General features: G+C 58.2%; 12 protein-coding genes. 5 read left to right on the top strand and 7 right to left on the bottom strand.

The window, feature by feature from the left end:
- Nucleotides 1-1,218 carry an ROK family transcriptional regulator gene (locus tag GS605_RS07645; RefSeq protein ID WP_171633497.1) on the bottom strand — a complete coding sequence of 406 codons (1,218 nt, stop codon included), beginning with the start codon at nt 1,216-1,218 and terminating at the stop codon, nt 1-3.
- Nucleotides 1,219-1,371: 153 nt separating this feature from the next.
- Here GS605_RS07645 and xylF point away from each other — a divergent pair, with 153 nt between their 5' ends.
- The 5 genes from xylF to GS605_RS07620 all read left to right on the top strand — a co-directional run bounded on the left by xylF (nt 1,372) and on the right by GS605_RS07620 (nt 7,434).
- On the top strand, nt 1,372-2,391 hold the full coding sequence (gene xylF, locus GS605_RS07640; RefSeq protein WP_171723545.1) for a D-xylose ABC transporter substrate-binding protein: 1,020 nt from the start codon (nt 1,372-1,374) through the stop codon (nt 2,389-2,391).
- Nucleotides 2,392-2,466: 75 nt separating this feature from the next.
- A complete protein-coding gene (locus GS605_RS07635) occupies nt 2,467-3,765 on the top strand; it encodes a sugar ABC transporter permease (protein ID WP_171723544.1) in 1,299 nt (432 codons plus the stop codon).
- Nucleotides 3,765-4,562, top strand: coding sequence for an ATP-binding cassette domain-containing protein (locus GS605_RS07630; protein ID WP_171633864.1), 798 nt, complete (start codon nt 3,765-3,767; stop codon nt 4,560-4,562). Before GS605_RS07635 ends, GS605_RS07630 begins: the two co-directional genes overlap by 1 nt.
- 10 nt (nt 4,563-4,572) lie before the next feature.
- Complete coding sequence (xylA, locus tag GS605_RS07625; protein WP_171633489.1) at nt 4,573-5,880, top strand: xylose isomerase; 1,308 nt, start codon at nt 4,573-4,575, stop codon at nt 5,878-5,880.
- Between the two features lie 198 nt (nt 5,881-6,078).
- On the top strand, nt 6,079-7,434 hold the full coding sequence (locus GS605_RS07620; RefSeq protein ID WP_171723658.1) for an MATE family efflux transporter: 1,356 nt from the start codon (nt 6,079-6,081) through the stop codon (nt 7,432-7,434).
- 10 nt (nt 7,435-7,444) lie between these two features.
- Here GS605_RS07620 and GS605_RS07615 read toward each other — a convergent pair whose 3' ends face one another.
- From GS605_RS07615 to GS605_RS07590, 6 genes are all read right to left on the bottom strand, one after another.
- Entirely contained in the window at nt 7,445-8,542 is a 1,098-nt protein-coding gene (locus GS605_RS07615; RefSeq protein WP_171633486.1) for a M56 family metallopeptidase, read from the bottom strand.
- Nucleotides 8,529-8,924, bottom strand: coding sequence for a BlaI/MecI/CopY family transcriptional regulator (locus tag GS605_RS07610; RefSeq protein ID WP_170346648.1), 396 nt, complete (start codon nt 8,922-8,924; stop codon nt 8,529-8,531). Before GS605_RS07610 ends, GS605_RS07615 begins: the two co-directional genes overlap by 14 nt.
- A gap of 65 nt (nt 8,925-8,989) precedes the next feature.
- A complete protein-coding gene (locus GS605_RS07605) occupies nt 8,990-9,391 on the bottom strand; it encodes a DUF2160 domain-containing protein (protein ID WP_171633483.1) in 402 nt (133 codons plus the stop codon).
- Between the two features lie 8 nt (nt 9,392-9,399).
- On the bottom strand, nt 9,400-10,197 hold the full coding sequence (locus GS605_RS07600; protein ID WP_152457520.1) for a carbohydrate ABC transporter permease: 798 nt from the start codon (nt 10,195-10,197) through the stop codon (nt 9,400-9,402).
- Nucleotides 10,194-11,057, bottom strand: a complete 864-nt coding sequence (locus tag GS605_RS07595; protein WP_152457521.1) for a carbohydrate ABC transporter permease — start codon at nt 11,055-11,057, stop codon at nt 10,194-10,196. The genes GS605_RS07600 and GS605_RS07595 overlap by 4 nt, the downstream gene beginning before the upstream one ends.
- Entirely contained in the window at nt 11,054-12,130 is a 1,077-nt protein-coding gene (locus GS605_RS07590) for an ABC transporter ATP-binding protein (protein WP_171723543.1), read from the bottom strand. Before GS605_RS07590 ends, GS605_RS07595 begins: the two co-directional genes overlap by 4 nt.

Raw genomic sequence — 12,130 nt, 5'->3', positions numbered from 1 at the left:
TTAGTTCGCATGAGCCGCCAGTTCCCTGACCTTCAGGATAGAGACTTGTTCAATCCCATAAGCCGCTGCCCCTTTTGCCCACATTGAATCGCCCCAGTGGTTGACCTTGATTTCCGGCAACGGCGCGTCGACGCTGACGACGCCGTTTTGGACACGTGCCATCACCTCGTCCGAATGCAGGTAATCAAAGCGACCTCTGGCGCCGGACAGGATAATGCATTCGGGGTCGAACAGATTGATCAGGTTCGAAACCCCCATCCCGAACATTTGGCCCGCGCGGGCCAGAACGGAAATGGATCGGGCGTCGCCGGCTTTTGCTGCCGCGAGTATATCGACAAGAGTGCGGGGATCCGTTGCTTCACTGGCGATCGTGGCTTCGCGGATCAGGGCGTATTCCCCCACATAGGCCTCGAGGCATCCGCGCTGCCCGCACTGACACAAGGCGCCGTCCAACTGAACTTTGAGGTGCCCGAATTCTGCGCCGCATCCGCGTTCACCGCGATAAAGCTTGCCATCAAGAACGATGCCCAGGCCGATGCCGTGTTCGATCGTAACAACCAAAAAATTCTTCAGCCCCTTTCCCAATCCGAAAAGCTGTTCTGCCTTTGCGACCAGATTGGCGTCGTTTTCGATGAAGGCAGGGCAGGGGAGCACCTCGGACAACAGCGGGCTCAAATCCACATTTCGTTCCGTCAGCGAAGATGACCAATGCACGAAGTTCTGATTTGCATCGATAAGGCCAGCGATGCCGATGCAGACACCTGACAAATCGGCAAGGGATCGGTTTGCCGAGGCGCAGGCCTGATCAAGCACGGCGCGGATCTTTTTGGCAAACGCATTCGGGGCCATGCGGGCTTGGTCCAGCGGATGCGTGTACGAAGTGATTTCGGTTCCTTCGAAATCCACGAGAATGACTGAAACCTGCTGGCGGGCGACTTTCACGCCCGCAATCAGATGTGACGCGCCATTCAGTTTCAATTGTACCCGCGGTCTGCCGCGGCGCGCTGATTTGGAAGATGTTTCGCTTTCTATTTCCTCAATCAGACCGGCAGACAGCAGATCGGCAGTGGCGGTCGTGATGGTCGCTGGGCTGGTCTCCAACGCGCTGGCGATGTCGATTCGCGAAATGGTGCCTGTGGCCCGGATTTTTTCCAGAACGCGCAGGCGAGTGACGTTCCTTTGGTCCGTGGCATTTGAAGAAGCTTTGCTTTTCAGCATCTTGCCCTCGCGAATCTGATCCCTGTTTCAACCTAGGTGGTTTTTTCAGTTACCGATAGCATAAATATTTTACCGACTGAAATAAATATGCTACTCAGAATTATCGGGGCCACGAATCATGAAACGATGGCCCAATGAAACCGGGAGGAAATCATGAAACGAATTCTCAGCGCCTCTGTCGTGGCGGTCCTGATGGGGACAGCCGCATTCGCAGAGCCCACGGTCGGCGTAAGCTGGTCGAATTTCCAGGAAGAGCGTTGGAAGACCGACGAAGCGGCGATCAAGGCTGCACTGGAAGCGGGCGGTGCGGAATACATCTCGTCTGATGCCCAATCTTCTTCTGCCAAGCAATTGTCGGATATTGAAAGTCTGATCGCCCAGGGCGTTGATGCGCTGATCATTCTGGCGCAGGATTCCCAGGCCATCGGCCCGGCTGTGCAGGCGGCGGCAGACGAAGGCATTCCGGTCATCGCGTATGACCGTCTGATCGAAGATGATCGTGCCTTCTATCTGACATTCGATAACGTTGAAGTTGGCCGGATGCAGGCCCGCGCGGTGTTCGAGGCGATGCCGAAAGGCAACTATGTGATGATCAAGGGCTCGCCCACGGATCCGAACGCGGATTTCCTGCGCGGCGGTCAGCAAGAGATCATTCAGGCCGCCGTTGACAGCGGCGATATCGTCATCGTGGGTGAAGCTTACACCGACGGTTGGCTGCCTGCGAACGCACAGCGCAACATGGAACAGATCCTAACCGCGAATGAAAACAACGTTGATGCCGTGGTCGCCTCGAATGACGGTACTGCTGGTGGCGTTGTTGCAGCCCTGACCGCACAAGGCATGGACGGCATTCCGGTCTCGGGTCAGGATGGCGACCACGCGGCGCTGAATCGTGTTGCCAAGGGCACGCAGACCGTCTCGGTCTGGAAAGACGCACGCGAGTTGGGCAAAGCTGCCGGTGAAATCGCGGTTGCGTTGAGCAACGGAACAAGCCCTGCGGATGTCGAAGGCGCGATCAGCTGGACTTCGCCCGGTGGGACCGAAATGAACTCGGTCTTCCTTGCGCCTGTACCGATCACCAAAGACAACCTGTCCGTCGTGGTCGATGCTGGCTGGATTCCGTTGGAAGACCTGTGTCAGGGCGTCGAAAACGGCCCTGCACCCTGTAACTAATCCAAGTTCCAAACCATGATATCTCTGGCCCGCAAGGGTGGGCCAGAGATCATAGCTGAACATGAAAGATCGGATATGACCGAAACTTCGTCTCAGCCGGTACCCCAAAAAGCAAAGTCCAACCTGTTTCAGCAACTGGAACTGGATATGCGGCTATTGGGCATGATCGGCGCCTTCATCATCCTGTGCATCGGCTTCAACATCTTTACGGACGGCCGCTTTCTGACGCCCAGAAACCTGTTCAATCTGTCGATCCAGACCGTCTCGGTTGCGATCATGGCCTGCGGCATGGTGTTCATCATAGTCATGCGCCACATTGACCTGTCGGTTGGGGCGCTGCTGGCGACCACATCTGCCGTGATGGCGATGACCCAGACCGAGCTGTTGCCCAACGTATTGGGAATGGGTTTGAACCACCCGGCGACCTGGGCGATCACTTTGGTTGTGGGCCTTGTGGTCGGCACATTGATCGGCGCGTTCCACGGTTGGATGGTGGGGTATCTGACCATCCCAGCCTTTATCGTGACGCTTGGCGGTTTTCTGGTCTGGCGCAACGTCGCCTGGTACATGACCGACGGCCAGACGATCGGCCCGCTGGACAGCACGTTTCTGATGTTCGGGGGGACAAACGGAACCTTGGGAACAACCGTCAGCCTCCTGTTCGGCCTTGCCGCCACGGCTGTTGCGATCTGGGCGTTGTGGAGCGGTCGCCGGTCCAAAGCCGCTCATGGTTTCCCTGTTAAGCCGGTCTGGGCTGAAACAACGCTGGCCGGGATCATCGGCCTTGCCATCATGGGGTACGTGTTGATCGTCAACAGCTATGCGATCCCGACCCGTCGTCTTGAACGCATGTTCGAAGCGCGCGGCGAGACCATGCCGGAAGGGTTGGTTGTGGGATACGGCATTCCGATCTCGGTCCTGATCCTGATCATTGTGGCGGTGACATTGACCGTCGTGGCCCGCAAAACCCGCTTTGGCCGCTACATCTTTGCCACCGGCGGCAACCCGGACGCGGCCGAGTTGTCGGGTATCAACACCCGTTTGATGACCGTCAAGATCTTTGCCCTGATGGGGTTCCTGTGCGCGCTGTCGGCGGTTGTGGCCTCGGCCCGGCTGGCCAATCACTCGAATGATATCGGAACGCTGGATGAGCTTCGCGTTATTGCCGCTGCCGTGATTGGTGGAACGGCGCTGTCCGGCGGCATCGGAACGATCTACGGCGCAATCCTTGGCGCGTTGATCATGCAGGCGCTGCAATCGGGCATGGCCATGGTTGGCGTTGACGCGCCGTTCCAGAACATTGTCGTCGGCACCGTCCTGGTTCTGGCCGTCTATATCGACATCGTCTATCGCAAACGTCTGGGGGCGAAATGATGCAAGCTCAAGAAACACAGAACCAAGCTTCGGGCCGTGGGTCCGGCCAGCCTCCGCTGGTGGAAATGCGCGATATCTCGATTTCCTTCGGGGGTATCAAGGCGGTAGACCATGTGTCGGTAGATCTCTACCCGGGCGAGGTCGTGGGCCTTCTGGGCCACAACGGGGCCGGTAAATCCACCCTGATCAAGGTTCTTTCGGGCGCCTATCAGATGGACCATGGCGAAATCCTGATCGACGGCAAGAAGGTCGAGATCAACAACCCCCGCGACGCGCGCGCCAACAATATCGAGACGATCTATCAGACGCTGGCGCTGGCGGACAACCTTGATGCAAGTTCAAACCTGTTTCTGGGCCGCGAAATGGTCACGCCCTTTGGCCTGGTCAACGACGCCGCGATGGAGGCGGAATGCCGCAAGATCATGGCGCAGCTGAACCCGAACTTTCAGAAGTTCAATGATCCGGTCTCGGCCCTGTCGGGCGGTCAGCGTCAATCGGTGGCCATTGCACGGGCGGTGTATTTCAACGCGCGTATCCTGATCATGGACGAGCCCACGGCCGCACTTGGCCCGCACGAAACACAGATGGTGGCGGACCTGATCCAACAGCTTAAGGCGCAGGGGATCGGGATTTTCCTGATCGACCATGATGTACACGCGGTGATGGAGCTGTGTGACCGGGCCTCGGTCATGAAGAACGGGCAATTGGTTGGAACGGTCGATATCGCAGACGTCACCGATGACGATCTGTTGTCGATGATCATTCTGGGCAAAAAGCCCGGCGAAAAGACGGAATGAGGTAAGCGAAATGACGAGCGGTTTCTTTCAGGGAATTGAAGAAGTCCAATTTGAAGGCGAGGACAGCAAGAACCCGCTCGCATTCCGCCACTACAACCCGGACGAGATCATCTTGGACAAGCGCATGGAGGATCACCTGCGTTTTGCCGTGGCGTGGTGGCATTCCTTCGCGTGGGAGGGTGGAGATCCGTTTGGCGGCCCCACTTTCGAGCGCCCCTGGCACCCACAGGATGACATGGGCCGCGCCAAGATGAAGGCCGATATCGCGTTCGAGATGTTCCAGATTCTGGGACAGCCCTATTTCTGCTGGCATGATGCCGATATCCGACCTGAACAGGGGAACTTCGCCGAAAATCTCCACACGTTGAACGAGATCACCGACTATATCGGTGAAAAGATGCAAGTGTCCGGCACCAAGCTGTTGTGGGGTACGGCCAACATGTTCAGCCATCGCCGCTGGATGGGCGGTGCCAGCACCAATCCCGACCCCGACGTCTTTGCCTTTGCTGCCGCCACGGTGAAATCCTGCATGGATGCCACCCACAAACTGGGCGGCGAAAACTATGTGCTGTGGGGCGGGCGCGAAGGGTACGAGACGCTGCTCAACACCGACATGAAAACCGAGCTGGATCATATGGGCCGGTTCCTGAACATGGTGGTCGAGTACAAGCACAAGATCGGGTTCAAAGGTGCGATCCTTGTCGAACCCAAACCGCAGGAGCCATCAAAGCACCAATATGATTTCGATGCCGCGACCTGCATCGGTTTCCTGCGCAAATACGGGCTTGAGAATGAGGTCAAACTGAACCTCGAACAGGGTCACGCGATTCTGGCGGGGCACAGTTTTGAACATGAGATTGCCGTAGCCGCAGCCGAAGGGATGCTGGGCTCCATCGACATGAACCGGAACGATTATCAATCCGGGTGGGATACGGATCAGTTCCCCAACAACACTCCCGAGGTTGCGCTGGCCTATTACCACATCCTGAAAGCGGGTGGATTTACCACCGGCGGTACCAATTTCGATGCCAAGCTGCGCAGGCAGTCGATCGACGCCGAAGATCTGATCGCCGCGCATGTGGGCGGGATGGATATCTGTGCCCGGGGCCTGAAAGCAGCGGCAGCGATGATCGAAGATGGCGGATTGGAACAAGCGCTGGCTGATCGGTACACGGGCTGGAATACGCCCGAGGCGCAGGCAATGCTGACCTCTGGTCTTGACGAGATTGCAGCGCGGGTGCTGGCCGAGGATCTCAATCCAGATCCGCGCTCGGGGCGTCAGGAAATCCTCGAGAACTACGTGAACCGATTTGTTTGATCCCCGTGGGATCAGCCGGTCCTTAAAATAACTTGTGTACAATGCCCCGGAAACGCGTGAGTTTGCTTCAGCGTTGCCCGGGGCTTTCCCTTGCTGGGCGCAACGGCATCAAAGGCCCGTCGGGGTCGAACAAGTGGGGCGAGCAGGGTTTTGGCGGATCAATCGGCAGGCAAAGCGGTGTTTCTGAGCGGCAGTCTGATGCTGCATGTGACACGCATGTCATTGACCACCAGCATTGGCCTGATGGCCATTTTTGCCGTCGACTTTGTCGATATGATCTTCATCTCGATGTTGGGCAACGATGCGCTGGCGGCGGCGGTGGGCTATGCCGGGACGCTGCTGTTTTTCACCAACGCGATCAATATCGGATTGTCGATTTCCGCCGGGGCGCTGGTTGCGCGCGAACTGGGGGCCGGGCGGGCTGAACAAGCAAGGCATTACGCGTCCAGCGTGGCCGTTATCGGGCTGATTGCCGGGCTGACGACCTCGGGACTGGTCTTGTTTAACCTCAGCTACCTGCTGTCCTTGCTTGGCGCGGAAGGAGAGGTTCTGAGGCTGGCGACGCGTTATGTGTCGATCATCCTTCCGACCATGTTCGTGATGTCCATTGCGATGACGGCGATGGCCGTGCTGCGCGCTCATGGCGATGCGCGGAGGTCAATGATGGCCACGATCTACGGCGGAGTGGTGAATGCGGTTCTGGACCCGATACTGATCTTTGCGGTCGGGCTGGGGCTGGATGGGGCCGCTATCGCCTCGGTCCTGGCGCGGCTGTGCATGTTGGGGGCGGCGTTGTGGCCAGCGCTTCGGGTGCATCGGGGATTTGCGCACCCTTCACTGAAGCAGGTTGCAAAGGATTTGCGACCCGTGCGGGCGATTGCAATTCCAGCGGTGCTGACAAATGTCGCCACGCCGATCGGCAATGCAATCGTTGTGCGGGAAATCGCGCAATATGGAACGGATGCGGTTGCGGGCATGGCCGTGATCGGGCGCCTTTTGCCGGTGGCGTTTTCGGTCATCTTCGCTCTGTCAGGCGCGATAGGGCCAATCATCGGGCAGAATTTCGGGGCCGAAAAGTTCGATCGTGTGCGCGCTGCCTTTCTGGCAGGGATCAAGTTCACGGCCCTTTATGTCGTTTGCATGTCGGCCATTTTGTTTTTGCTGCGCGCCCCGATTGCAGATTTGTTCGCAGCCGAGGGCGAAACCCGAAGTCTGATCTATCTGTTCTGCGGTCCGTTGGCTTTGGCTTCGTTCTTCAATGGCGTGATCTTCGTGACAAATGCCAGCTTCAACAATCTGGGGCATCCGGTCTATTCCACATGGATAAACTGGGGTCGTCACACTATCGGCACTTGGGTTTTCGCGACGATTGGTTCACAGATCGCCGGCGCATCCGGCGTTCTGCTGGGGCAGGCGTTTGGAGGCGTCATCTTTGCAGTCATAGGCTGGGTTATGGTCGCGCGGGTCGTGGCGCGGTTGGAGCGCTCGCAAGCGCTCGAGCCTTTTTCAGATCAGGGTCGGCTTCATTCGCTGTTCGGGCGTCGCGGCTGGTGATCAGGTCGGATCAGTTCCCCTGATTGCGTGCTTCCAGCCGTTCCAGATTGACCACGGTTGACAGCATCAGGCGGTCATGGCTCCAGTCCTGCGTTTGCTGGATCGACGCAGACCCCAATGCAAGAAGGGTGGCGAAGGTCAATGCCATCCCCAAGAACAGAGCGGGCAGGGTGGGCACCGCCGGCTGTGCATCGGTCAATGCAAGCACGCGCTGACGCAGCACGCGCTTGGCCTTGCCGCCCGTCACAAACGCAACATTCAGAACGCGAGGATTGTTTGCCGAGATCGTACGCGCGCAATAATCCAGCAGGCAGGAAGTGTATTCGCGCGCATCGATCCGTTTGCGGGCCACCACGGACTGGTCGCATGCCAGTTCACGCAAGCGGCCGAACTGATACTTGAGCATCAGATAGGCTGGGTTCCAGAACAACAACGGGCGCAGCATTTCAAAGCCCAGTTCCCATTCCACGTCACCGGCCCGAACATGCTGAAGCTCGTGCGCCAAAGCAAAGCGCAGTTCGTGCGGGGTATCCAGCAGATGGCTTGGCAGAACGACATGGCGACGGCGCAATCCGCGCACAGCGAACGGTACGGTGATGCGATCCGAAAGACGAATGTCTACCTTGGCCGACTGCCGCCAAAGAAAGCTGGATTTGACTGTCTGACGGATCATCGCCGCGTCCCTCAGAGCGCGGGCCGCAAACAGGGCGGCGACCAAAACAAGCAGCGTTGCAAGGGCAGTGATCACCGGCTGTTGCCCTGACAATGCAAGGTCCACCCACCGTTCACGGGTGTTCAGCAAGGCCTCGAACTGGGTGGCGGGCATGGCGATATCGCCGCGCAGATAGGCGGCAACGGCGATGTCGCCAAGCGCCATGGCGCTGCCCGGCCATGCGTAAGAGGCGAATGATGACACGCCCAACGCAAGAAACGGGCTGATCAGGACGCACACGCACAGCGCCTTGAGCGCACGCAACTGCGCGACATAGCTGTGGCGCAGGGCTGTTCGGGTCAGGGCTGCGCGGGCCGCCAGCCAGATGACGGCTGACAAGGCCAGCACGATGTTGAGTTCGATAAACGTGTCGAGAACCGGTCTAACCGCTGTCATTTTGCAGTCTCCTTTCTACCAGTGCTCGAATTTCCTCCAGGTCGGCTTCGCTCAGCCCCGCATCATCGACAAGCCGGGCCACCAGTGTGGCGGGTGTGTCGTCGAACAGAGTGCGGGACAGGTTTTGCAAAGACCGGGCCTGATATCTGTCCTTTTCCAGAAGCGGCGTATAGATCAGGGTCTTTCCTGTCTTGCGGCTTTCCACAAAACCTTTCTCGTCCAGAATGCGCAGGATCGTGGCACCGGATGTATAGGCCAGATTGCGCTCCGAAGGCAGGCGGTCCAGGACATCTCGCACCGAGCCTTGCCCGAGGGCCCAGAGCTCGTTCATGAACTCCAGTTCAACCTCGGTCAGCAGATTTGTTGTCTTTTTCTTTCGCATCGATCTCGGTGTTGTCATGTTTAGTATGCCTGACAGACAAGCATCCTTTCGCGATTTCTCAAAGTCTAAACTTTCCAGAACACAAAAACGCCCCAGCCGATAGACAGGAAAAGAGGTGTCCATACCGGCTGCCCGACAAGGCCCAGCCAGGCGAGGAAGATATAGGCGGACCCCAGAAGGGTGATGAAGAGCCGATCGCCCAATGTGGTTGTCAGCCCCAGTACACCGCGCCGTTCTATGCCATCGCGATACTTGAAGCCCTCAAGAATGCCAATCAGTGCGATGGCCGAAAAGATGCCGACAAATACGGCAAGTGTCGCCGGGGTCCAGGCCATCCAGAAGTCGGGCCACAGTGGCGCAGTCCAGGAAAAGCCTTTTTCCTCTGGCTGGCCGACGCTGCCCCATCCGGCCTGCTGGGCAAAGGTCGCGGAAGGCAGAAAAAGAAGGGTGAGAAGAAGTTTACGCATATCGAACCTCACACACGTCCCATCGCGAAACCACGCGCGATGTAGTTGCGGACAAACCAGATGACGATGGCGCCGGGGATGATGGTCAGGGTGCCGGCGGCGGCCAGCAGGCCCAATTCATAGCCCGCGCTGGACGCGGTGCGGGTCATCACGGCGGCGATGGGTTTGGCCTCGACCGCGGTCAGGGTCTTGGCCAGCAGCATTTCCACCCACGAGAACATGAAGCAGAAGAAGGCCGCCACGCCCACGCCCGCTTTGATATTGGGCAGGAAGATCGTCACGAAGAAACGCGGGAAGGAATAGCCGTCGACATAGGCGGTTTCATCCAGCTCTTTTGGAATTCCCCGCATGAAGCCTTCCAAAATCCAAACTGCCAGCGGCACGTTGAACAATGTATGCGCCAGTGCCACAGCCAGATGCGTGTCGAACAGGCCGATCGAAGAATAGAGCTGGAAGAACGGCAAGGCGAAGACCGCTGCCGGGGCCATCCGGTTGGTCAGCAGCCAGAAGAACAGCTGCTTGTCGCCCAAAAACCGATACCGCGAAAACGCATAGGCAGCGGGCAAGGCAACGCTGACCGAAAGCACCGTGTTCAACGTCACATAGGTGATCGAGTTGATATAGCCCCAGTACCACGTCGGGTCCGTGAAGATGGTGATGTAATTCTCCAGCGTAAAGGTCTGGGGGAACAGGGAAAAGCCCGACAGGATCTCGTTCGTAGTCTTGAAGGACATCGCCACCAGCCAATAGATCGGCAGCATTAGGAACGCGATATAGAGGATCGGGATGAGAGACCGCTTCTTCATTGCGCGTCATCCTTTGTCATGAGGGTGTAGAAGAGCCACGAAACCAGCAGCGTGATGGCGAAATAGATCAGGCTCATCGCAGCCGCAGGGCCAAGGTCGAACTGCCCCAGCGCGATCTTCACAAGGTCGATCGACAGCAGGGTGGTCGAGTTGCCGGGCCCACCCCCGGTCAGCACGAAGGGCTCGGTATAGATGTTGAAACTGTCCATGAACCGCAGCAGGACCGCGATGGTCAGAACCGTCTTCATCTTGGGCAGCTGGATGTAGCGGAACACCGACCATGGGCTTGCGCCGTCGATCTTGGCCGCCTGATAGTAGGCGTCCGGGATCGACACGAGGCCTGCATAGCACAGCAACACGACCAGCGACGTCCAGTGCCAGACATCCATGACGATGACGGTGATCCAGGCCGAAAGCGGCTGTTGCGTCATGTCATAGTTGATGCCCAGAACGTCATTCAGGAAATATCCCAACAGACCGATTTTGGGCAGGGTGAAGATGTTCCACATGGACCCAACGACGTTCCACGGGATCAGCATCGGCAGGGCCATCAGCACCAGGCAGACAGGCACCCAGAAACCTTTGCGCGGCATAGACAGGGCCACGATGATGCCAAGAGGCACTTCGATGATCAGGATCAGGAAAGTAAACAGGAACTGTCGTCCAAGTGCTGCCTGAAACCGGTCCGACCGCAGGATCTGTTCGAACCAACCCAGGCCTTCCCAGAAAAACTGGTTATTGCCAAAGGTTTCCTGCACCGAATAGTTGACCACTGTCATCATCGGCACCAACGCGTTGAACGCGACCAGTGCCAGCACGGGTAGGACAAAGAACCACGCTTTTTGATTTTCTGTTCTCATTGGGCCCGCTCCTCGGTTGCGATCCAGCCGTCGCGGTAGACGCGGGATTGTTCGGGTTTGAATTGCAGGAAGACCTGTGATCCGGGTTCGGGCGCGCTGTGTTCGGTCACGGCCTTTAGGGCGGTATTGCCGACCATCGCGCTGACCACAAAGTGGCGACCGATGTCGGAAACCTTGGTCACATGCGCCGGGATGCCGGTCTCGCCGAAGCCGACATATTCCGGGCGAATACCCAGATCGGTGCGGCCGCCATCACCATGAATGGGACCTTCCAGCATGACTTCGTGCCCTTCGAACAGGGCGCGGTCGCCGCGCGCTTCGCAAGGCAGCACGTTCATGCCGGGCGAGCCGATGAAATGGCCCACGAACGTATGCTGCGGGCGCTCGAACAATTCTACCGGGGTGCCGATCTGCACCACTTCGCCCTCTTGCATCACCACGACCTCGTCCGCGAAGGTCAGGGCCTCGGTCTGGTCGTGGGTGACATAAATCATCGTCGCCTTGACGCGCTGGTGCAGTTCTTTCAGCTTGGACCGCAGCTTCCATTTCAGATGCGGGTCGATCACGGTCAGAGGTTCATCGAACATCACCGCGTTCACGTCGTCGCGGACCAGGCCGCGACCCATCGAGATTTTCTGCTTGTTGTCCGGGCTGAGGCCGCTGGCACGGGTGTTTAGCATGTCGGTGACATCCAGCATCTCAGCGATCGCATCGACGCGGCGCTTGATCGACGCCGGATCGACGCCGCGATTCTTCAGCGGAAAGGCCAGGTTCTCGCCCACGGTCATCGTGTCGTAAATCACCGGAAACTGGAACACCTGTGCGATGTTGCGCTGATCAGGGGGCAGAGCGGTCACGTCACGGTCGTCGAACAGGATCTGCCCTTCGGACGGGGTCAGCAGGCCCGAGATGATGTTCAGCAGCGTGGACTTGCCGCAGCCCGACGGGCCCAGCAGGGCATAGGCCCCGCCATCACGCCAGGTCACGTCGATTTCCTTCAGCGCATAATCCTCGGGGCCTTTTGGCGACGGCATGTAGCTGTGGCGGAGGTTCGAAAGTTTGATCTGTGCCAT

Source organism: Ruegeria sp. HKCCD7559 (assembly GCF_013110575.1).
Taxonomy (GTDB): Bacteria; Pseudomonadota; Alphaproteobacteria; order Rhodobacterales; family Rhodobacteraceae; genus Ruegeria.
Note: the sequence above shows the minus strand (reverse complement) of the source record. Positions and strands in the feature narration are given on the sequence as shown.